Source organism: Halomonas sp. 11-S5, from assembly GCF_029889825.1.
Classification (GTDB): Bacteria; Pseudomonadota; Gammaproteobacteria; order Pseudomonadales; family Halomonadaceae; genus Halomonas.
Window position 1 is genome coordinate 160457 of sequence record NZ_JARANW010000004.1, and the last position, 21409, is coordinate 181865.

The following is a 21409-nucleotide window of genomic DNA, read 5'->3' on the forward strand; positions in this document are numbered from 1 at the left end:
AGCGCACGTCGAGACCCCGATCCATGAGGAGTTCCGCCATGACCACACAAACCCGACTCATCCTCGCCATGGCGGCCTGGTGCCTGGTCGCCGTGGCGCTGGTGCTGCCGCTGGTATGGCTGATCAACAATCGCGACTGGGGCGTGGCGCTGATGCTCGCCGTGCCCTTCGTGGTCTACGGTCTCATGCGCCTGGGGCGTGCCCTGGAGGCGTGGGCGCGGACCACGCCGCCGCCGAGTCATGAGGGCTCTCGAGACTGAGGCGCCCGCGGCGCTACGTCGAGCCGTCCCTGGCATAGACGCATTTCCCTGACACGAAGGTTTGCTGCGGCTGGAGGTCGCCGTCGAGCAGGGTCACGTCGGCGTCATGGCCGACGGCCAGGCGGCCTTTCTGGCCATCGAGCCCGAGCACTCGTGCCACGTTTCCCGAGATCAGGCCGAGGGCCTGCTCCAGGGGCAGCACCTCCTCGCGTACCAGGCGCTGCCAGTCCGCGATCAGGGTGGTGTTGCCCGCCACCCGCATGCCGATATAGGCGCCCCGGGCGTCGAACTCGGGCAGGCTGCCGTTGCAGTCCGAACTCATGGTGATGCGCTCGACCGGGACGCCGCGCCTGAGCAACCGCGACACCGCACCGAAGCCGCTCAGGTCGTCCTCGTCGGCATCGTCGAAGGCGGTCACATCCACGTTGGCGTCGAAGGTCAGCGCATAGTCGGCGGCCTCCTCGAGCAGCTCGCGATGGCGGTTCACATGCGTCGGGATCACCTGCTCGGCGGGGATCTCGGTCTCGCTGAGCAGGCGGTGCAGCGGCGTCAGGCCCCGCTTGCCATCGCCGACGTGGAAATGACAGATGCCCCGCTTGCCGGCCAGCATGGCACCGACGCGCACCTCGCTGACCAGTCGCTCGATCTCGTCCTGGCGCGGCTGGCTGGAGCGATGATCCGAGATGGCGATCTCGCCCAGGCCGATGACCTCGGGGATCCAGGCCAGATCGCGCTGTACGTCGCCGGTGAGAGTCGGTGGCGGAACGCGATAGGACCCCGTGTACATGTAGGCGGCGATACCCTCGGCCTTGAGCCCGCGCACCTTGGCCAGCAGGTCTGCAGGGGAACGGCTGATGCCGTCGGTGCCCAGCACGCCTACCACGGTGCCAATGCCCATGGACGCAATCTCGTGGGCGGTGATCTCCGGGCAACGGGTGCCGCAGCCCCCCTCGCCGCCGCCGCCGGTCACATGCACGTGCTGGTCGATGAAGGCGGGAACGGCGACGAGATCGCGGGCCTCCACGACCCGCACCGGCCAGCCCGCCGGGATCTCGAGATCTCGCCCCAGGGCCGCGATCCGGCCGTCGGCGATGAGGATCTCGGTGGCCTCGAGCGGTTGTGGCGCGAAGATGCGTCCAACGCGCAGCAGAGTCAGCAGGGGGGCGTCCCGATCCTCGCGGGGCATCATGGCAACGCATCCGTGGGGGGCGTCGCCGCTGGCGGCGAGAAACGACGACCCTTCAGGCGCTCGATGGCGCCTTCGACATCATCGATCAGCAACACCAGCAGGTCGCCTTCACTTGCCTCATCGAAGGCCCTGTCGACGGCCTGGGACTCTTCCATGATGATCTCTACCCGGCAGGCGCCTGGCACGGATTCGGCCCCGTCGCGCAGCAGGCCAGCGGCGTCACCAATGGCACGACCGCGGGCATCGGTTTCGTAGATGAACAGGACGTCGTGCATCCGGGCAAGCAGCCTGCCCAGCGTGAACAGGTCCTCGTCGCGGCGATTCCCCGGGGCGCTGGCCACGCTGATGCGTCGCCGGGCCGGAATAGCGCTCACCAGTTCGCTCAAGGCCTCGAGAGCCGGCACGTTGTGGCCGTAGTCGATCAGCACCTTCATGCCGTCGGCGTCGATGAGGTTGGTGCGGCCGGGATTCTGCCCCGGCGTCGGGTGGAAGGTCTGCAGACCCCGCTGGATATCGGCGATGGAGAGGCCCAGGGCATAGCCGGCGGCGCTGGCGGCCAGGGCATTGGCGACATTGAAGCGCGCGTGCCCCTCGAAGGTGATCGGTACATCCACCACCGGGATCACCTCGGCCTCGACATGGCCCTGGCGCATCACGATGCGCTCGTTGTGGACGGTAAAGGCGACGCCGTGTTCGCGGACATGTTGACGGACGGGGCGCGAGTCGGGGTCCAGGGTGAAGAAGATGATCTCGCCCCGTGCCCACTCCTGGCCCTCCAGCACCCTGGGGTCGTCGGCATTGAGCACGGCCGTCCCGCCCTGGCGGACGGCATCGATCACTACTGTCTTGCAGCGCGCCAGTTCATCGAGCGTATGGATGTCGTGCTCGCCCAGGTGGTCGCTGGCGATATTGAGCAATACCCCGACGTCGCACTCGTCGAACCCCAAGCCGCGGCGCATGATGCCGCCGCGGGCGACCTCGAGCACGGCGCACTCGACCGTGGGCTCGCGCAGCACGATCGCGGCCGCCTGGGGACCGCTGTAGTCACCGCGCAGGATCACATGGTTGTCGACCTCGATGGCCCCGGTGCAGGCCATGCCGACATTGCGTCCCGCCTGGCGCAGCAGGTGCGAGAGCAGGCGCACCGTGGTGGTCTTGCCGTTGGTGCCGGTGACCGCGGCGACGGGAATGCGCCCCGTGTCTTCGCTGTCGGGGAACAGCATGTCGATCACCGGGCGACCGACATCCCGGCCCTCGCCGTGGGTGGGCGAGAGGTGCATGCGAAAGCCGGGTCCGGCGTTGACCTCGACGACCCCGGCGGACTGCTCCTCCAGCGGCCGGGTCAGGGTCTCGGCCAGCAGGTCGATGCCGATGATGTCGAGCCCCACCAGTCGCGCGATGCGCTCCGCCGTGTAGCGTACCTCTGGATGGACATCGTCGGTCACGTCGGTGGCCGTGCCGCCGGTGCTGAGGTTCGCCGTGGGCTTGAGGAAGACCATCTCATCGGCTGGTATGACGCTCTGCAGGGTCAGGTTCTGCTGGCCGATCATCCTTAGCGACTGCTCGTCCAGCGGGATCTGGGTCAGCAGGTTCTCGTGGCCGATGCCGCGGCGCGGGTCCTGGTTCTCCCTGTCGACCAGGGCCTGCAGGGTATCGACTCCGTTGCCGACCACATGCGCCGGGCGGCGCCTCGCGGCGGCCACGAGCCTGCCGTCGATGACCAGCAGGCGATGATCCTCGCCACGGATGTATTGTTCGACGATCACCGAGGGGTTGCGATGGGCGGCGATCTCGAAGGCGTCATGCAGCGCCTGATCGTCCTCGATGTTGGTGCTCACCCCGCGGCCATGGTTGCCGATGACGGGCTTCACCGCGACGGGATAGCCGATGGCGCCCACGGCCTCGAGCGCCTCGTCGAAGGAGTCGCACACCCGTCCCTGGGGCACAGGAATCCCGGCATCGCCGAGTACCTGCTTGGTCCACTCCTTGTCGTCGGCGATGCCGAAGCCGATCAGGTCCGTATGGCCGGTCACCGTCGCCTGGATACGCTGCTGCCGATGGCCATGGCCAAACTGGATATAGCTGTTTTCCTCGCTCAAGCGGGTATGGGGAATGCTCCGCTGGTTGGCAGCGCCGACGATGGCGGCCGTGGAGGGGCCCAGCATGTGGGCGTCGCGCACCTGCTTGAGGCGGTCGATGATCGCCGGCATGTCGACTTCCTCGCCGGCGAACAGTCGTTCGACGAGGTCGACGGCCTCGACGCCGGCGGCCAGGCCACAGGCCTCATCCCGGTAGCGGTACACGACGTTGTAGATGCCTGTCTCATAGCTGTCGATGGTCTTGCCATAGCCTACCGAGAAGCCGATCAGGTTCTGCATCTCGATGGCGACATGTTCGACGACATGGCCGGCCCAGGTGCCACGCTCCAGCCGCTCGAGGAAGCCACCGGGCCGGCCCACCGAGCAGCGGTGCTCGTGCAGGGTCGGCAGCAGGGCGCTAAGCCGTTCGACGATGCCGGGGACGAGGTCGCTTGGCGTCTCCTCGAGGTCCTCGATGTCCAGGCGCAGGAAGATCGCCGGGTAGCGGCTGTAGTAGTTCGGGCCGCGCAGGGCCCGGTGCTCGAGAATGTTCATTGACTCTCCGCGAGAATGGCGCCGAGTTCCTGGGGAACGAGATAGCGCCGCGCCTCGACATCGAAGCCATGGCCGCTGACCAGCGCATGGAGAATCATGTGCTCGATGGCCACCGGTTCGCCCATGGAAAGGTCGGCGATGTTCGAGCTCGCCAATTCCCGGCTATCGATGAGGATGACATGGCCCGGACCGATGGCCTCGAGAATGCCATGGGGGTGGATGATCACACCAGCATCCTCGCCCAGGCCCACCCCGAGGTGTTCCGGGTTGCTCGCTCCGACCTCCATCAGGCGGGTGAAGCGCCCACGCTCGAGAAAGTGGCTGTCGATGATCAGGCCATCGACCAACCCCAGGCCGAAGGTCATGTTGACGGCGCCCTTGCGCAGGGCATCGGCGGCGGCACCATTGTAGATCATGGTGCCCGGCATGGCCGCCGCGCCGGCACTGGTTCCGGCCACCACCGCGCCGTCTTCCAGGCGCTGGCGGATGGCAGACAGCACCGGGGAGCCCCCCAGGACATTGGTCAGGCGCAGCTGATCACCGCCGGTGAAGAAGATGACGCCGCTTTGCTCGATCAGGCGTATCGCATCGCCGTCGGCCGCCTGCTGGCGATCCCGGATCTCCAGCAAATGGACGCGGCTGGCGCCCAGGCGAGAGAAGGCCGCTTCGTAGTCGGGCAGCACCTCGTCGGGAATGCTGCTCGCCGTGGCGATGACCGCAACCTCGTGGTTACCCGCAGGGGCCAGGGTGAAAACCCGTTTGAGGATCTCCAGGTCGGATTTCCTGTCCTCGGCACCGCCGATGGCCACGAGGGTGCCGGATGTCGAGAAGGGTGGCGAGGTCATAATCCTTTCGTCGCCCAGCGACGCTTTTGAGCCAACGCAGAAGCCACGTTCGCGTGAGTCACTTGCCGAATGGCAGGATGCTTACCGCCTACACTTTCACTTATAACAGGCATCCCAACGCGGGGCACGTTCTCGCTGGCTCGGGAGTAACGGTAAGCGGCGATGCGATACCGCGGCTGGCCAGGAGGCGCCAGGTGGAGGCTCGCGCGTTCGATCCGCGGCGGCGATACCCGGGTGCTGGAGTCGGCGTCAGCCGGCCAGCCGCGCCACCAGGTGGCCGCCGGCGATCAGTGCCAGCGTCAGCACCACCAGGCCCACGAAGGTGCCTTTCCAGGCCGGGGTGGCGGCGCGCAGATTGAGATAGACCATCAGCAGCCGGTGGGCCTTGAAGCCGGTGGCGGCGATCACCAGGCCTGCTGACCAGAGCGGCAGCGCCTGCCAGCTGTCCTGGTCGAGGCGCGCCAAGACCATCGAGAGCAGCGTCAGGGCCATCAGCGTGGCCCAGGTCGCGAGCAGGCGGCGGGTGCCGGGCAGGTCGGTCATGATCACCTCGGGAGGGAGCCTTCAGCTTGATAGAGAGCCCTCAGCTGGATAGAGAGCCCTCAGCTGGATAGAGAGCCTTCAGCTTGAGGGAGAGCCCTCAGCTGGATAGAGAGCCTTCAGCGTAATAGATAGAGCAGCGGGTAGAGCAGGATCCAGATCAGGTCGACCATGTGCCAGAAGGCGGCAGCGGTCTCCACGTTTTCGGGGGAGGTACGCCAGGTCACCAGCGCCAGCAGTGCCAGGCCGAATAGCACGTGGGCGAAGTGGAAGGCGGTGAGCCCGTAGTAGAAGCCGAAGAAGGTGTTGGTTTCCGGGGTGATGCCGGCGGCGAACTTGCTCGAGTATTCGACCACCTTGATCACGCCGAACAGCACGCCCAGCGCCATGGCGGCGCCCAACCACTGGCGGGCACGGCGGACCCGTTCGGTGTTCACGGCCTCCACGGCCAGGGCCACGCAGAGCCCGCTGGTCAGCAGCACCAGGGTGTTGAGCCCGCCCATCAACGGGTCGAGCTCGCGCTGGGAGGCGTCGAACATGGCCGTCGCCGCCACCCGCTCCGTGGCATACAGGGCGAAGAAGGCGCTGAAGACCAGCATCTCGCTTAAGATCAGCACCCACATCAGCGGATTGCCGGGCAGCGCCGAGAGTGGCCCCCACCCAGGGTTAGGCAGCTCGCGTGACAGGGCGCGCTCGTTCATCCGTCCGCCAGGGTCACCCGGGCGCCGCCGAAGGCCAGGCTGCACGGGTTGGTCACCGGCTGGTTGGCGGTCAGGCGGCTGATGCCCACGCCACAGCGCGCCACCATCCAGATCAGACAGGCGGTGAAGTAGATGTAGCCCAGCGCCCAGGGCGCCACGGCAGGGGCGCCCACCAGCCCCAGTAGTTGCCAGGTGGCGATGAAGAGACCGCCGCCCAGCACGCCCAGCCAGAAGGTGCGGATCTGGAACTGCAGGTGGCTCTGCACCCAAGGCTCGGCGCCTCGGCGCTTCAGGTGGGCGATCAGCACGCCGACAGGCGCGGTGACGACGGCGAGCACGCTGCCCAGGAAGAGCATATAGACGACGATGGCCGCGCCGCGGCCGCGGTCGGCCTTGTGGGGGTTGGCGGAACCTTCGTGGGCCAGGGTGTGGGACATGGGAGACACCTCGCATCTGGCATATGGCCGGGACCCGCATCGGGGGTCGGCCTATTGATGTATTTCAGATGCCACTATAGCGCGAGGTGCGGCAGATTTTCCTGGCCTGGATCAAGACACCTCGCCGAAAACGAGAATGCCACCCGCAGGTGGCATTCTCGACGCTTGGGATGCGGAGTCACTCCTCGGTCTGCTGGGTCCTTCTGCGCTCGGCATAGTGCTCCGCAGGCCCCTGGATCTCCGGCAGGTAGCGATAGCGCTCCTCGCCGAGTTCGGGAACCCTCTGGCGCTCCATGCGGCGAATGGCGCCATGCATCCAGGCCAGCGAGACCGCCACCAGTACGAACAGCACCATGTAGGAGCTGGTCCAGACGCAGGTGAGGTCGAGCACGATGCCGAACATGATCGGCAGGAAGAAGCCGCCCAGGCCGCCGATCATGCCGACCAGACCGCCCACCGAGCCGACATTCTCGGGATAGTAGACCGGGATGTGCTTGTAGACGGCGGCCTTGCCCAGCGACATGAAGAAGCCCAGCAGCACCGTCAGCACCACCACGCCCCACAGCGGCATGGCCAGGGTGAAGGCGATCTCGCCCTCCTTGCCTTGCACTACGTAGCTGGTCTCGGGGTAGGCCAGCAGGAACAGGCACAACAGCGAGGCGATGAAGGTCATATACATGATCGACCGGGCGCCATAGCGGTCGGACATCCACCCGCCCAGGGCGCGAAACACGCTGGCCGGCAGGGTGTAGAGGGCCGCCAGGCTGCCGGCTACGGCGATGCTGACATCGTAGGCGCCGACGTAGTAGCGCGGCAGGTAAGAGGCCAAGGCGACGAAGGCGCCGAACACGAAGAAGTAGTAGAGGGCGAAGCGCCACACCTGCAGGTGCCTGAGCGGCTCCAGCTGTTCGCGGGCAGAGGAGCCCTTGCCGCCTTGGCCGCGCCGGGCGCGGGTCAGTGGATCCTCTTTGGAGAAGACCCAGAAGCCCACGGCGACCACGGTCAGCACGATGGCGTAGACCACCGCGGTCTGCTCCCAGCCCAGCGCCAGCAGCAAGAAGGGCGCGCCGAAGTTGGTCACCGCCGCACCGGCGTTGCCGGCACCGAAGATGCCCAGTGCGGTGCCCTGCTTCTCCTTCTCGAACCAGTAGGAGGTGTAGGCGATGCCGACGATGAAGGAGCCCCCGGCCAGGCCCACGCCGAGCGCCGCGACCAGGAACATGGCATAGGTTTGGACGTAGGAGAGCATGAAGACGCAGACCGCGGTGATCAGCATCAGCAGGCTGAACACGCGGCGGCCGCCGAACTGCTCGGTCCAGATGCCCAGGAAGATGCGGCTGATGGAGCCGGTCAGTATCGGCGTGGCGACCAGGATGCCGAACTGGGTCTCGTTGAGCCCCAGGTCCTGCTTGATCTGGATCCCGATAATGGAAAAGATCGTCCACACCGCGAAGCAGGTGGTAAAGGCCAGGGTGCTGAGTCCCAGGGCCCGGTATTGCTGGGGTGGGGTCACCCCCTCGAGATGTTTCATGGTATTCCCCTCAGGCAAGCATGAATGGTGCTGTCCAGTGTGGCGGTAGCCTGTCGATTGCCCTTGATATGCATCAAGCGTCTGCCGCCAGTACCCCCGATGTGTCTATCCGCTACCCCTTGGTAGGCAGCGCCTGCGGTGGCAGGTCACTGCCGGGCCCCTCGGACCCGGCAGTGACCATCAGGGGTTCTTTACGTAGGCGTTCTTGCGCAGATAGAACCACCAGTTGACGACCAGGCAGAGTGCGTAGAAGACCGCGAAGCCATACATGGCCATCTCCGGGGTGCCGGCCTTGATCTGCTCGCCCATCACCCGCGGGGCGATGAAGGCGCCGTAGGCGGCCACGGCGGAGGTCCAGCCGAGCACCGGGCCCTTCTGCTGCAGGTCGAAGATGAAGCCGATGCTGCGGAAGGTGGAGCCGTTGCCGATGCCGCTGGCGGCGAACAGCGCGATGAACAGTACCAGGAACATCCAGAAGTACTGGTTGGGGTCGGTGGCGTTGTAGGCCAGCATCATCACGTAGCCCACGGCGGCGGAGGCCAGCACCATCACCACGGAGATCGCCTGGGTGACGATGGCACCGCCCACCTTGTCGGAGATCCAGCCGCCCACCGGGCGGATCAGCGCGCCGACGAAGGGACCCATCCAGGCCCAGGTGAGGGCGCTGGGGGCCTCCGGGTTGGCCACCCGAGTGATGGTGCCGTCGGCGGCCACCTCCATCATGTTGCCGAAGATGACGCTGATCGAGAGCGGCAGCGCCGCGGAGAAGCCGATGAAGGAGCCGAAGGTGGCAATGTAGAGCACCGTCATCGCCCAGGTATGCTTGTTGGAGAAGATCGCGAACTGCTTCTGGATGTTCGGCTTGATGTCACCCGGGATCAGGCGCAGCAGGAACAGGGTCAGCACGATGGTCAGTGGCAGGGCGAGCCACATGTTGAGCCAGCCCAGCGCCACCACGCCGAGGATCGAGGTCAGGAGGCCCACCGCATAGAGGCCCAGGATCTTGCCGAAGGCCTGCAGGGGAGAGCCGGGGTTGGGCGTGATGGCGCGGATATTGTTCATGCCGAACCAGCCGGCAAAGGCCAGTGGGATCAGGAAGATCAGCCAGATGAAAGCGGCGTTCTGGATCCAGGTATCGGTGCCCGCCTCGATACGCCCGATCAGGGTGCCGCTGGCCTTCTGCAGCTCCATTGGCTCGCCGCCCAGGGCGCCGAAGATGCCCACGGTCATCACCAGCGGGATCAGGATCTGCATGGTGGTGACGCCGAAGTTGCCGAGGCCGGCGTTCATGCCCAGGGCGTAGCCCTGCTGCTTCTTGGGAAAGAAGCTGGAGATGTTGCTCATCGAGTTGGCGAAGTTGCCGCCGCCGACGCCCGAGAGCAGCGCCAGGGCCTGGAACACCCAGAAGGGCGTGCCCGGGTTCATCAGCGCGATGCCGGTGCCCAGGGCGGGCACCATCAGCAGGGCGGTGGTCAGGAAGATGGTATTGCGCCCGCCGGCGATGCGGATCATGAACGAGGCCGGGATGCGCAGGGTGGCGCCGGCGAGGCCGGCAATGGCGGTCAGGGTGAACAGCTGGTCCACCGTGAACGGGAAGCCCAGGTTGCGCATCTGGGTGGTGATCATGCCCCACATCAGCCAGACGGCGAAGCCCATCAGCAGGCTGGGAATGGAGATCCAGAGGTTGCGGTTGGCAACCTTCTTGCCCTCCTTCTCCCAGAACTCCTCATTCTCGACATCCCAATTTTCGATGTCGGCATTCTTTCTGGTCATGGCATTTCCCCTCAGAGAGCTTGCGTGGGGCCCCGGCCCACGGTCACGGTTGACCAATATCAAGGCGTGGGGCTTTGCCGCGAAAGATACGCCTCGTGGGGAAACGGCGAAACGGGGGAAAAATGCCGGAAAATCCGCAGGATACCTCCAGAGTGGTAGGAGGTATCCAGCTATAGCTCATTGATCTGCAAGGAATTAGTCGTGTCGGGCGGGGTGGTGGGTGCGGCGGCGGAGGCCGCGGGAGTCTTTGGAGGTATCCACACAGGATCTACTTGTCCACACCCTCCTGGACGGCCCATACCGCGGCCTCCACCCGCGAGCGCAGGTTGAGCTTCTTGAGCAGGTGCTTGACGTGCACCTTCACCGTGCCCTCGGTGATGTCGAGCTTGCGGGCGATCAGCTTGTTGGAGAGACCGGCGGCCAACTCGCGCAGGATCTCGCGCTCGCGCTGGGTCATGCTGTGGATATCCGGGGCCGCCGGCTGGTTGCGCTGGCTGCGCAGCGCCTCGGCCAGCAGGGCGGTGAGGCTCTCGCTGATCACCATGCGCCCCAGGGCCGCCTGGTGCAGCTGGCGCACCATCTCGTCGGGGTCCATATCCTTGAGCAGGTAGCCGTCGGCGCCGCTGCGCAGGGCGGCGACCACGTCCTCCTCGTGGTCCGAGACGGTGAACATCACGATGCGCCCGGCATAGCCCTGCTCGCGCAGCGCCTTCAGGGTGGCGATGCCGTCCATGCCGGGCATGTTGAGATCGAGCAGGATCATGTCGGGGTCGAGTTCGCCGGCGAGCCGGAGTCCGACCTCCGGTTCGCCCGCCTCGCCGGCCAGGTCCAGGTCGTCTTCCAGCTCGAGTAGCTGCGCCACACCGCGCCGCAGCAGCGGATGGTCGTCGATGAGCAGGATCGTGGCAGGGGTGTCGTGATCGGTCCGGGTCATCCTGGCTAGTCCCTGTGTCCGTGTTGAAGGGCGGTGGTCTCGGAGCCGCTTGCCGGCTGCTGGGCGATCAGCCGCGCGGTCTGGGGAGAGAAGGTGAGCTCGACCAGGGTGCCGCCGGCCTGGCGGTTGCGTACCGCGAACTCGCCACCCAGGGTATCGGCCCGGTCGCGCATGATCACCAGGCCGTAGTGCATGGGCGGTGAGCCGTCCGCCGGCAGGCCGATGCCGTCGTCCTCGACCATGACATGCAGCCGGGCCTGCTGGAAGCGCACCGTAACTGCCGCCCAGTGGGCCCGGGCATGCTTGTGGACGTTGGCCAGCGCCTCGCGGACCACCTGCAGCACATGGATCTCCTCGTTGGGATTGAGCAGGTGCGGCGGCACGTCGAAGAACAGCTCGACCTTGAAGCCCAGCCGCGCGGCGAACTCCTCGGTGGTCTGGCGCATGGCGCTCTGCAGGCCGGGGCCCTCGAGCTTGAGGCGGAAAGTGGTGAGCAGCTCGCGCAGCTGACGATAGGCGCTGTCGAGCCCGGTGCGCAGCTCGCCGAAGACCGCCGTCTGGGCCTCGCGTGGCATCTCCTTGGCCTGCATGCGCTCGAGCCTGGCGACCTGCATCTTGAGGTAGGAGAGCGACTGGGCCAGGGAGTCGTGGAGCTCACGGGCGATGATGGTGCGCTCGTTCATCAGCGTTACCTGCTGCTGCTCCTCGATCCGCCGCTGCAGGTAGATCGCCGTGGCCAGCTGGTCGGTCAAGGCGTTGAGCAACCGGCGGGTGCTGTCGGTGAGCTCGCCCCCCTCAGAGTACCGGACCTCCAGGGTGCCGAGCAGGGTCGCGCCGACGCTCACCGGCAGCAGCAGGCACTCCGCCCCCTCGCGCTTGGAGAGCTCCAGGGGCTGGGGATCGATCAGGCAGGCGTGGCACTCGTGGTCGCGACAGTAGGTCGGGCGGCTGCGCGAGTGGGTGGCGAGTATCGGCACCTCGCGGTCGTCGAAGGGGTCATGCAGCGAGAGTCGGATCGGGCCGAGGTCGAGCAGCTGCTCGATGCGGCGCAGCATCGGGGCGGCGCTGGCGCAGAGGTCGTTGCCGCCGCCATAGAGAGCCCGGCTGCTGTCGTGGAGCACCTGCATGACCCGGTTGCTGCGCTCGAGCTCCAGCTTCTTGCGCGAGACGCGCTCCTCCAGCTCGGCGTAGCTGGCGGCGAGCTCGCCGGCCATGGTATCCAGGGTCCGGCCCAGCAGGGCCAGCTCGTCGCTGCCCTTGAGCCGGGTGCGATACTGGAAGTTGTGGCGGCCGGCCTCCCGGGCCAGTACCACCAGCTGGTGTAGCGGGGCCACCAGGTTGTGGCGGATGTCGTAGAGGGCGATCGCCACTACCACGGCGGTCAGCGTCAGGAAGAGGATCTGCAGCACGCTGAGCAGGCGAATCTTGGCCTCGCTGTTCTGCTCCAGCTGGGTGACCAGCTGGTCGATGTCGCCCACCAGGTCGTCCAGGGTCTGGCGCAGGGCGTCGACCTCCAACCCTTCGCCGGCAATGGCGCGGGTCACCTGGGGCGCCAGCGCCTCGTCCCAGCGCGCCTTGAGCATCCGGTACTGCGCCTGCAGGGGATGGTCCTCGGCCCCGGGCAGGGCCGCGGTCAGGCGGGGGCTGACCAGCCGTTCGTGGAAACGCTCGCTCAGCGCCTGGACCCGTTCGCGCTGCGCCGCCTCGGGTTGCTGTTCATAGCGCTGCAGGGCAGCGACGATCTGGTAGGTGTTCATGCGCAGCGAGCCGGCCACGTTGATGGCGGCGGCATCACCGCGGCTGCCGTTGGCCACCACCATGGTCACCACGATGCTGATCAGTGCCATGGCGCTGATCGCCAGCAGCGAGGCGATGATGCGGGCCACCAGGGAGCGTTGCAGCAGTTTCATCGGCAGGATCGCCCTCCGCATGCGGCGCTGGAGTTGGGACTCAGGTTGCTACTATACCCTAGTGGGTAGTCGTTGCTCCCTCAAAGGTGTACCTCCCTTGCCCTTTTGACCCTGTCCCCGGGGCTCCCGAGAATTCAGTCATATCCCTCGAGCCCCGGCGCCATGTCCTGCGACCCCGATCCCCTCCCGAACGAGCCCCGCGATGCGCCGGTCGATGGCGAATCGGCGCCCCCGGGCTACCGTTCGCTGGTGGTGGTCGTGCTCTCGCCACTGGCCTTCGCCCTGGTCTTCGCCTGCTGGACCCTGTTCGCCGTGCTCGGCGTGGAGCTGCGCCGGGACCTGGCCCTGGGCAGCGTCGGCTTCGCGGTGCTGCTGGCCATGCCGATGCTCGCCGGGGCGCTGGCCAGCCTGCCCATGGCACTGCTGGCTCGTCGCCTCGGTGGGCGTCGGGTCATGCTCGGCTGCCTGCTGCTGATCTGTCCCTTCCTGTGGTGGGTCAGCCAGGCGAATCACTACCTGGAGTTCCTGCTGGCCGGACTGGGGTTGGGGCTGGGGGCCGGCTCGCTGGCCGCCGGCCTGGTCTATGTGGCGGAACTGGGGCCGCCGCGCCATACCGGCCTGGCGCTGGGCCTCTACGGAGCCGGCATGGTGGGGGCGGGGCTGAGCTACCTGCTGCTGCCGCTGGTCAGTCAGGCCTATGGCTGGCGCCTGGCGCCGCTGCTCTATCTGCTGCCGGTGCTGCTGGTGGCGGCCCTGCTGTGGCTGTTCGCCGATGATGGCGACGCGCCCGTCGGTGAGACGCTGGATGACGAGGCGCCGCCGGTTCGGTCGTCGCCGAGCACGCGCGCCGTGTGCTTCGCCACCCGCCTCGCCGACTGGCAGCTTTGGCGGCTGGCGATCACCTACAGCTTCTTCTTCGGCGCTTTCGTGGCCCTGGCGCTGTGGCTGCCGGGTCATCTGGTGGCCCGCTACGGCCTCTCGCTGCAGGCCGCGGCGCTCTTTGCGCTGCCCTTTACGCTCGCCGTCGGGGCGGGCCAGGTGATCGGCGGCGCCCTGGCCGATCGTCGCGACTTCCGCAGCCTGCGCTGGTGGGTCAGCGCCTTCGTGCTGATCTGCCTCTTCCTGCTCTCCTACCCCCCCTTCTCGATGCGCATCGAGGGCGTGCATGGCGAACTGACGCTGCACTATGCGGCCCCGCTATGGGGCTTTTTGGGGCTGCTGGTGGCGATGGGTGTCGCCATGGGGATCGGGCAGGGCAGTCTGATGCGGCTGATCCATCGCGATCATGGCGACGACATGGCGCTGGTGGGCGGGCTGGCGCTGACCCTGGGCGGGCTCTTCGCCGCCCTGCTGCCGCCGGTCTTCGTGCTGGGCAGCGAGTGGTTGGGGGTGCGTACCGCGGGCTTCATGTTCCTCTACGCCGCCCTGGTGGTGTGCATGCTGGTGATGCTCGCCGACCATGCGCGAGGCCCGGGTCGCGCACGCTGAATGCGCCGTCTAACCCCTCCCACGGCGCCGTCTATCCCCTTGGAGGTAGGGGGCATGTATATGGAGGTAACCGGGCAGTATTCCGCCGTTCATTCCGCCAGAATTCCCCCCATGGAAGCTGCCTGAGCCCGGCGAGGGAGCGGCAGTCCGAGTGGCCCGGGGTGGCCACGCATCTTTTCAGGAGCCTGGAGAGCGACCATGAGTCACTTCATTGATCGGCTGAACTTCTTCCGCAAGGCCCGCGAGCCCTTCGCCAACGAGCATGGCGAGGTCCGCCAGGAGTCCCGCGAGTGGGAGAACGGCTACCGGCAACGCTGGCAGCACGACAAGGTGGTGCGGTCCACCCACGGGGTGAACTGCACCGGGTCGTGCAGCTGGAAGATCTACGTCAAGAACGGCCTGGTCACCTGGGAGACCCAGCAGACCGACTACCCGCGCACCCGACCCGACCTGCCCAACCACGAGCCACGCGGCTGCCCGCGGGGCGCCAGCTACTCCTGGTACATGTACAGCGCCAACCGCCTCAAGTACCCGCTGATCAGAAAGCCGCTTCTCAAGCTGTGGCGTGAGGCCCTCGAAGCCAAAGGCGACCCGGTGGACGCCTGGGCCTCCATCGTCGAGGACCCGGCCAGGGCCAAGCAGTACAAGCGCGCCCGCGGCATGGGCGGCTTCGTGCGCGCTGACTGGGACGAGCTCAACGAGCTGATCGCCGCCTCCAACGTCTACACCGCCAAGCAGTACGGCCCGGACCGCGTTATCGGTTTCTCGCCGATCCCCGCCATGTCCATGGTCAGCTACGCCTCCGGTGCTCGTTACCTGTCGCTGATCGGCGGCGTCTGCCTGTCGTTCTATGACTGGTACTGTGATCTGCCACCGGCCAGCCCCCAGACCTGGGGCGAGCAGACCGACGTGCCCGAATCCGCCGACTGGTACAACTCCGGCTATATCATCGCCTGGGGCTCCAACGTCCCCCAGACGCGTACCCCGGACGCCCACTTCTTCACCGAGGTGCGCTACAAGGGCACCAAGACGGTGTCCGTCACCCCGGACTACGCCGAGGTCTCCAAGCTCACCGATGAGTGGATGAGTGCCAAGCAAGGTACCGATGCCGCCCTGGCCATGGCCATGGGGCACGTGATCCTCAAGGAGTTCCACCTCGAGAACACCAGCAGTTACTTCACCGACTACGTGCGGCGCTACACCGACATGCCGTTTCTGGTCGAACTGGAGCCGCGCGAGGACGGCAGCTATGCGCCGGGCCGCCAGATGCGCGCCAGCGACTTCGAGGCGAGCCTGGACCAGGGCAACAACCCGGAATGGAAGACCGTGGCGTGGGACGAGACCCGCGACCAGCTGGTGGTGCCGCGCGGCTCCATCGGCTTCCGCTGGGGCGAGACCGGCGATGAGGTCGGCAAGTGGAACCTCGAGCCGCTGGATGCCGAAGGCACCGAGATCAAGCCGCTGCTGACCCTGGCCGACAAGCATGATGACGTCGCCAAGGTCGCCTTCCCCTACTTCGGCGGCATCGCCCATGAACACTTCGATCACGTCAAGAGCGGCGGTGCCAGCGACGAGCTGCTGTTCCACAGCCTGCCCGTCAAGCGCCTGAAGAAGGCCGACGGCAGTGAGGCGCTGGCGGTCACCGTGTTCGACCTGATGTGCGCCAACTACGGCATCGACCGCGGGTTCGGTAAGGAGGGCGAGGATGACGGCGCCACCTCCTTTGATCAGGTCAAGCCCTATACCCCGGCCTGGCAGGAGAAGATCACCGGCGTGCCCGCCGAGCAGGCCACCCGCATCGCCCGCGAGTTCGCCGAGAATGCCGACAAGACCCAGGGTCGCAGCATGATCATCGTCGGTGCCGGTATGAACCACTGGTACCACATGGACATGAACTACCGCGGCCTGATCAACATGCTGGTGATGTGTGGCTGCATCGGCCAGAGCGGTGGTGGCTGGGCCCACTACGTGGGTCAGGAGAAGCTGCGCCCGCAGACCGGTTGGACGCCGTTGGCCTTCGGTCTCGACTGGCAGCGTCCGCCGCGCCACATGAACGGCACCTCCTTCTTCTACAACCACTCCTCCCAGTGGCGCTACGAGAAGCTGGAGATCAAGGAGATCCTCTCGCCGCTGGCCAAGGCCGAGGACTTCTCGGGCAGCCTGATCGACTTCAACGTGCGCGCCGAGCGCATGGGCTGGCTGCCTTCCGCGCCGCAGCTCGGCACCAACCCGCTGCGCCTGGCCAAGGCCGCCGAGGCCGCCGATATGAGCACGGTCGACTACACCGTGCAGCAGCTCAAGGAGGGCAAGCTCGCCTTCGCCGCCGAGGATCCGGACGACCCCCAGAACTTCCCGCGCAACATGTTCGTGTGGCGCTCCAACCTGCTGGGCAGCTCCGGCAAGGGCCACGAGTATATGCTCAAGTACCTGCTGGGTACCCGCCACGGTATCCAGGGCAAGGATCTGGGCGAGGTCGGCGGCCAGAAGCCCGAGGAGGTCAACTGGCACGACGACGCCCCGGAGGGCAAGGTCGACCTGTTCGTGACCCTGGATTTCCGCATGTCCACCACCTGCCTCTACTCGGACATCGTGCTGCCCACGGCGACCTGGTACGAGAAGGACGACCTTAACACCTCGGACATGCACCCCTTCATCCACCCGCTGACCGCGGCCACCGACCCGGCCTGGGAGTCGCGCAGCGACTGGGAGATCTTCAAGGGCATCGCCAAGTCTTTCTCCACGGCCGCTGAGGGGCACTTGGGCGAGGAGACCGACCTGGTCACCCTGCCGCACCAGCACGACTCTCCCGCCGAGCTGGCGCAGGTCGAGGTCAAGGACTGGAAGAAGGGTGAGTGCGAGCCGATCCCCGGCAAGACCATGCCGGCGCTGATCGAGGTCAAGCGCAACTATCCCGAGACCTACGAGCGTTTCACCTCCATCGGTCCGCTGCTCGAGAGCATCGGCAACGGCGGCAAGGGCATTAGCTGGAAGACCGAGAAGGAGGTGGACCTGCTCGGCAAGCTCAACCACCGCAAGACAGAGGGGCCGCACAAGGGCCGCCCTCAACTCGACAGCGCCATCGACGCTGCCGAGATGATCCTGACCCTGGCGCCGGAGACCAACGGCCAGGTGGCCGTGAAGGCCTGGGACGCCCTCTCCAAGATTACCGGGCGTGACCACACCCATCTGGCGCATCCCAAGGAAGAGGAGAAGATCCGCTTTCGTGACATCGTCGCCCAGCCGCGCAAGATCATTTCCAGCCCGACCTGGTCCGGCCTCGAAGATGAGCACGTCTCCTATAATGCCGGCTACACCAACGTCCATGAGCTGATCCCTTGGCGTACGGTGAGCGGTCGCCAGCAGTTCTACCAGGACCACCCCTGGATGCGTGCCTTCGGCGAGAGCCTGCTGGTCTACCGGCCGCCCATCGATACCAAAGCGGCGGTGAGCGTGGCCGAACCCAAGGGCAACGGCAACCCGGAGATTGCCCTGAACTGGATCACCCCGCACCAGAAGTGGGGCATTCACTCCACCTACAGCGACAACCTGCTGATGCAGACCCTGTCGCGGGGCGGGCCCATCGTATGGATGTCCGAGGATGATGCGAAATCCATCGGCGTCGAGGACAACGACTGGATCGAGCTCTACAACGCCAACGGTGCCATCGCCGCCCGGGCCGTGGTCAGTCAGCGGGTCAAGAACGGCATGGCGATGATGTACCACGCCCAGGAGCGGATCCTCAACATGCCGGGTTCCGAGCAGACGGGCACCCGCGGCGGTATCCACAACTCGGTCACCCGCGTGTGTCCCAAGCCGACCCACATGATCGGCGGCTATGCCCAGCTCTCCTACAGCTTCAACTACTACGGCACCGTCGGCTCCAATCGCGATGAGTTCGTCATCGTGCGCAAGATGAAGAAGATCGACTGGCTGGATGGCGAAGGCAACGATTACGAGCAGGAGGCCGTGAAATGAAGATTCGTTCCCAGGTAGGCATGGTCCTCAACCTCGATAAGTGCATCGGCTGCCACACTTGCTCGGTGACCTGCAAGAACGTCTGGACCAGCCGCGAGGGCGTCGAGTACGCCTGGTTCAACAACGTCGAGACCAAGCCCGGCATCGGCTATCCCAAGGAGTGGGAGAACCAGCACAAGTGGAAGGGCGGCTGGCTGCGCCGCAAGGATGGCCGCATTGAGCCGCGCATCGGCGGCAAGTGGCGGGTGCTGGCGAACATCTTCGCCAACCCCGATCTGCCGGAGATCGACGACTACTACGAGCCGTTCACCTTCGACTACCAGCACCTGCACACCGCCAAGCAGGGCGAGCACCAGCCCACCGCGCGGCCGCGTTCGCTGATCTCCGGCCAGCGCATGAACAAGATCGAATGGGGCCCGAACTGGGAAGAGATCCTCGGCACCGAGTTCGCCAAGCGCCGCAAGGACGCGAACTTCGAGAAGATCCAGGCCGACATCTACGGTCAGTTCGAGAACACCTTCATGATGTACCTGCCGCGCCTGTGCGAGCACTGCCTCAATCCGACCTGCGTGGCATCGTGCCCGAGCGGCGCGATCTACAAGCGTGAGGAGGACGGCATCGTCCTGATCGACCAGGACAAGTGCCGCGGCTGGCGGATGTGCATCTCCGGCTGCCCCTACAAGAAGATCTACTACAACTGGAAGACCGGGAAATCCGAGAAGTGCATCTTCTGCTATCCGCGCATCGAGGCCGGCCAGCCGACCGTCTGTTCCGAGACCTGCGTGGGCCGGATCCGCTACCTCGGCGTGCTGCTCTACGACGCCGACCGTATCGAGGAAGTGGCCAGCTCCCCGGACGAGCGTGACCTCTACCATCGCCAGCGCGAGATATTCCTGGATCCCAACGACCCGGAAGTGATCGCCCAGGCGAAGAAGGACGGCATCACCGACAACGTGATCGTCGCCGCCCAGGCCTCGCCGGTCTACAAGTTGGCCATGGACTGGGGCCTGGCGCTGCCGCTGCACCCCGAGTATCGCACCCTACCGATGGTCTGGTACGTGCCGCCGCTGTCGCCGATCCAGTCCGCCGCCGAGGCGGGCAACGTCGAGTTCGACGGCGTGATGCCCAAGATCGAGTCGCTGCGCATCCCGGTCAAGTACCTGGCCAACCTGCTCACCGCCGGCGAGGAGGAGCCCGTGGTGCTGGCGCTCAAGCGGCTGATGGCCATGCGCCTCTATATGCGTGGCAAGCATGTCGAGGGTAAGGCCGAGACCGAAGTGCTGGAGAGCGTGGGGCTCACCGAGGCCCAGGTGGAATCCATGTACCGGTACCTGGCCATCGCCAACTACGAGGACCGCTTCGTGATCCCCACCAGCCACCGTGAGATAGCCACCGAGGCCTTCCCGGAGCGCGGCGGCTGCGGCTTCAGCTTCGGCGACGGCTGCCATGGCGACAGCGGCCAGAGCCTCTTCGGCGGTCGCAAGACGACCACCACCCTGGTCCAGCCGGTCGAGACCTTTGATCCGCAGAGCGATGAGAAAGCCGAGGAGGTGCGTCATGGCTGAGGCAGCACTGCAACACCCCGCCGCGGAGCCGGACATGCTGAGCCTGCGCGTGCTGGCCCGGCTGCTCGACTACCCCTCCGCGGAGCTCCAGGCTGCCGCACCGGAGATGATCGAGCTCCTCGACGCCGAGCGCCGCTGGGAGGCGGCGCTGCGCACCCGCCTGATGGACTGGTGCCAGCGCTTGCTGGAGGCCGACCTGATGGAGCTGCAGGCTGAGTACGTGGCACTGTTCGACAAGGGGCGCAGCACCTCGTTGCTGCTTTTCGAGCACGTCCACGGCGAGTCCCGCGATCGCGGCCAGGCCATGGTCGACCTGATGGCTGAGTACAGCGCCGCGGGCTTCGAGCTCGATGCCCGTGAGCTACCCGACTACTTGCCGCTATTCCTGGAGTACCTCTCGACCCGCCCGGAGGCCGACATCGGCCGCTGGCTGGGCGAGATTCGCCATATCCTGGCACTGATTGCTGCTCGGCTGGAGGAGCGTGACGCCGACCATGCCCTGGTGCCGCTGGCGCTGCTGGCGCTGATCGGCGCCGAGGGGGACGTCGACGCCCACCGCGAGACGGTGAAGGAGGAGGCGTCCGATGACACCCCGGAAGCGCTGGACGAGGTGTGGGAGGAAGAAGCGGTGCGTTTCAGTGCCGCCTCCGACGAGGACTGCGCCCTGCAATCTGCCGAGGGCCGGCGACTCGCCGAGCGCAAGAACGTGACGCACAGCGAGGCGGTGCGGGTCCTCGATCCCGCCTCCGTCGCCGCCAGGCATCAAGGAGACCAGTCATGAGCTACTTTAATACCCTGCTGTTCGGGCTCTACCCCTACCTTGCCGGCACCATCTTCCTGGTCGGTAGCTTGCTGCGTTTCGATCATGGCCAGTACACCTGGAAGACCGGATCGAGCCAGATGCTGACTTCCCGGAACATGCGCATGGCCAGCAACCTCTTCCATGTCGGCATCCTGGTGATCTTCTTCGGCCATCTGGTGGGCCTGCTGACCCCGCACTGGGTCTACGCGCCCTTCATAAGCGCCGGGACCAAGCAGCTAATCGCCATCCTGGTCGGCGGCATCGCCGGCGTGATGTGCCTGGTGGGAGGCGCCATGCTGGCCCATCGCCGCCTGACCAACCCGCGGGTGAGGGCCTCGTCCAGCACAATGGATACCGTCATCATCGTGCTGTTGGTCGTGCAGGTCTCGCTGGGCCTCCTGACCATCATCCCCGCCCTGGGCCACCTGGACGGCAGCGTGATGATCCAGCTTGCCGGCTGGGCACAGTCCATCGTCTTCTTTCAGGGCGGTGCGGCCACCTACCTCGAGGGCCTGAGCTTCATCTACAAGCTGCACATCCTGGTGGGCCTGACCATCATCTTGGTCTTCCCCTTCACCCGTCTGGTCCACGTCTGGAGCGTGCCCTTCGGCTACGTGACGCGTCGTTACCAGCTGGTGCGCAAGCGGGGCTGAGACCAGGCCTTTGCCCATACTGCTGGCAAGGGGCGCCGGGGGCAGGGCGTAGAGGAGGTCCTACGCCAGGGATGGCGTCGGTAGCGCCCAGGGAAGGGTTCACAGCGCCTCCTCGTAGCCCTGCCCCCGGAAAAGCCCTCTTAACCGAGGCCGGTCGAAATGAGTTTCAAGGA

Annotated in this window: 16 protein-coding genes; 6 read left to right on the forward strand and 10 right to left on the reverse strand. The window is 66.3% G+C overall.

The window, feature by feature from the left end:
• Positions 1 to 38 precede the first annotated feature (38 nt).
• Positions 39 to 260: a hypothetical protein gene (locus OP497_RS05055; protein ID WP_280546954.1), complete on the forward strand. Its 222-nt coding sequence runs from the start codon at positions 39 to 41 to the stop codon at positions 258 to 260.
• 13 nt (positions 261 to 273) lie between these two features.
• On the opposite strand, the gene iadA is transcribed toward OP497_RS05055, so the two are convergent.
• The 10 genes from iadA to OP497_RS05105 form a co-directional block, all read right to left on the reverse strand.
• Positions 274 to 1449, reverse strand: coding sequence for a beta-aspartyl-peptidase (gene iadA, locus OP497_RS05060; RefSeq protein ID WP_280546955.1), 1176 nt, complete (start codon positions 1447 to 1449; stop codon positions 274 to 276).
• Positions 1446 to 4082, reverse strand: coding sequence for a cyanophycin synthetase (gene cphA, locus OP497_RS05065; protein WP_280546956.1), 2637 nt, complete (start codon positions 4080 to 4082; stop codon positions 1446 to 1448). The genes iadA and cphA overlap by 4 nt, the downstream gene beginning before the upstream one ends.
• Positions 4079 to 4927 carry a cyanophycinase gene (locus tag OP497_RS05070; protein WP_280546957.1) on the reverse strand — a complete coding sequence of 283 codons (849 nt, stop codon included), beginning with the start codon at positions 4925 to 4927 and terminating at the stop codon, positions 4079 to 4081. Before OP497_RS05070 ends, cphA begins: the two co-directional genes overlap by 4 nt.
• A 249-nt stretch (positions 4928 to 5176) precedes the next feature.
• The gene (locus OP497_RS05075; protein ID WP_280546958.1) at positions 5177 to 5470 is read right to left on the reverse strand and encodes a cytochrome C oxidase subunit IV family protein; all 294 of its coding nucleotides are present in this window, start codon (positions 5468 to 5470) and stop codon (positions 5177 to 5179) included.
• Positions 5471 to 5586: 116 nt separating this feature from the next.
• Entirely contained in the window at positions 5587 to 6168 is a 582-nt protein-coding gene (locus tag OP497_RS05080; RefSeq protein WP_280546959.1) for a cytochrome c oxidase subunit 3 family protein, read from the reverse strand.
• Complete coding sequence (locus OP497_RS05085) at positions 6165 to 6605, reverse strand: hypothetical protein (RefSeq protein ID WP_280546960.1); 441 nt, start codon at positions 6603 to 6605, stop codon at positions 6165 to 6167. Before OP497_RS05085 ends, OP497_RS05080 begins: the two co-directional genes overlap by 4 nt.
• 178 nt (positions 6606 to 6783) lie before the next feature.
• Complete coding sequence (locus OP497_RS05090; RefSeq protein WP_280546961.1) at positions 6784 to 8136, reverse strand: nitrate/nitrite transporter; 1353 nt, start codon at positions 8134 to 8136, stop codon at positions 6784 to 6786.
• A 180-nt stretch (positions 8137 to 8316) separates the two neighbouring features.
• Entirely contained in the window at positions 8317 to 9909 is a 1593-nt protein-coding gene (locus OP497_RS05095) for an antiporter (RefSeq protein ID WP_280546963.1), read from the reverse strand.
• Between the two features lie 268 nt (positions 9910 to 10177).
• Positions 10178 to 10843 (reverse strand): two-component system response regulator NarL, encoded by a 666-nt coding sequence (narL, locus tag OP497_RS05100; RefSeq protein WP_280546965.1) that lies wholly within the window; start codon positions 10841 to 10843, stop codon positions 10178 to 10180.
• Positions 10844 to 10848: 5 nt separating this feature from the next.
• Positions 10849 to 12753 carry a type IV pili methyl-accepting chemotaxis transducer N-terminal domain-containing protein gene (locus OP497_RS05105; protein ID WP_280546966.1) on the reverse strand — a complete coding sequence of 635 codons (1905 nt, stop codon included), beginning with the start codon at positions 12751 to 12753 and terminating at the stop codon, positions 10849 to 10851.
• A 162-nt stretch (positions 12754 to 12915) separates the two neighbouring features.
• Between OP497_RS05105 and OP497_RS05110 the strand changes: the two genes are divergently transcribed.
• From OP497_RS05110 to narI, 5 genes are all read left to right on the forward strand, one after another.
• Entirely contained in the window at positions 12916 to 14241 is a 1326-nt protein-coding gene (locus tag OP497_RS05110) for an MFS transporter (RefSeq protein WP_280546967.1), read from the forward strand.
• A gap of 198 nt (positions 14242 to 14439) precedes the next feature.
• Positions 14440 to 18216 carry a nitrate reductase subunit alpha gene (locus tag OP497_RS05115; protein WP_280546968.1) on the forward strand — a complete coding sequence of 1259 codons (3777 nt, stop codon included), beginning with the start codon at positions 14440 to 14442 and terminating at the stop codon, positions 18214 to 18216.
• Positions 18213 to 19781 carry a nitrate reductase subunit beta gene (gene narH, locus OP497_RS05120; RefSeq protein WP_280546969.1) on the forward strand — a complete coding sequence of 523 codons (1569 nt, stop codon included), beginning with the start codon at positions 18213 to 18215 and terminating at the stop codon, positions 19779 to 19781. The genes OP497_RS05115 and narH overlap by 4 nt, the downstream gene beginning before the upstream one ends.
• The gene (gene narJ, locus OP497_RS05125; protein WP_280546970.1) at positions 19774 to 20562 is read left to right on the forward strand and encodes a nitrate reductase molybdenum cofactor assembly chaperone; all 789 of its coding nucleotides are present in this window, start codon (positions 19774 to 19776) and stop codon (positions 20560 to 20562) included. Before narH ends, narJ begins: the two co-directional genes overlap by 8 nt.
• A complete protein-coding gene (gene narI, locus OP497_RS05130; RefSeq protein WP_280546971.1) occupies positions 20559 to 21236 on the forward strand; it encodes a respiratory nitrate reductase subunit gamma in 678 nt (225 codons plus the stop codon). Before narJ ends, narI begins: the two co-directional genes overlap by 4 nt.
• Positions 21237 to 21409 lie beyond the last annotated feature (173 nt).

Excerpts from the sequence above, each read along its gene's own strand:
- OP497_RS05055 (WP_280546954.1), top strand. The coding sequence starts at position 39 with ATGACCACACAAACCCGACTCATCCTCGCCATGGCGGCCTGGTGCCTG.
- iadA (WP_280546955.1), bottom strand. The coding sequence starts at position 1,449 with ATGATGCCCCGCGAGGATCGGGACGCCCCCCTGCTGACTCTGCTGCGC.
- cphA (WP_280546956.1), bottom strand. The coding sequence starts at position 4,082 with ATGAACATTCTCGAGCACCGGGCCCTGCGCGGCCCGAACTACTACAGC.
- OP497_RS05070 (WP_280546957.1), bottom strand. The coding sequence starts at position 4,927 with ATGACCTCGCCACCCTTCTCGACATCCGGCACCCTCGTGGCCATCGGC.
- OP497_RS05075 (WP_280546958.1), bottom strand. The coding sequence starts at position 5,470 with ATGACCGACCTGCCCGGCACCCGCCGCCTGCTCGCGACCTGGGCCACG.
- OP497_RS05080 (WP_280546959.1), bottom strand. The coding sequence starts at position 6,168 with ATGAACGAGCGCGCCCTGTCACGCGAGCTGCCTAACCCTGGGTGGGGG.
- OP497_RS05085 (WP_280546960.1), bottom strand. The coding sequence starts at position 6,605 with ATGTCCCACACCCTGGCCCACGAAGGTTCCGCCAACCCCCACAAGGCC.
- OP497_RS05090 (WP_280546961.1), bottom strand. The coding sequence starts at position 8,136 with ATGAAACATCTCGAGGGGGTGACCCCACCCCAGCAATACCGGGCCCTG.
- OP497_RS05095 (WP_280546963.1), bottom strand. The coding sequence starts at position 9,909 with ATGACCAGAAAGAATGCCGACATCGAAAATTGGGATGTCGAGAATGAG.
- narL (WP_280546965.1), bottom strand. The coding sequence starts at position 10,843 with ATGACCCGGACCGATCACGACACCCCTGCCACGATCCTGCTCATCGAC.
- OP497_RS05105 (WP_280546966.1), bottom strand. The coding sequence starts at position 12,753 with ATGAAACTGCTGCAACGCTCCCTGGTGGCCCGCATCATCGCCTCGCTG.
- OP497_RS05110 (WP_280546967.1), top strand. The coding sequence starts at position 12,916 with ATGTCCTGCGACCCCGATCCCCTCCCGAACGAGCCCCGCGATGCGCCG.
- OP497_RS05115 (WP_280546968.1), top strand. The coding sequence starts at position 14,440 with ATGAGTCACTTCATTGATCGGCTGAACTTCTTCCGCAAGGCCCGCGAG.
- narH (WP_280546969.1), top strand. The coding sequence starts at position 18,213 with ATGAAGATTCGTTCCCAGGTAGGCATGGTCCTCAACCTCGATAAGTGC.
- narJ (WP_280546970.1), top strand. The coding sequence starts at position 19,774 with ATGGCTGAGGCAGCACTGCAACACCCCGCCGCGGAGCCGGACATGCTG.
- narI (WP_280546971.1), top strand. The coding sequence starts at position 20,559 with ATGAGCTACTTTAATACCCTGCTGTTCGGGCTCTACCCCTACCTTGCC.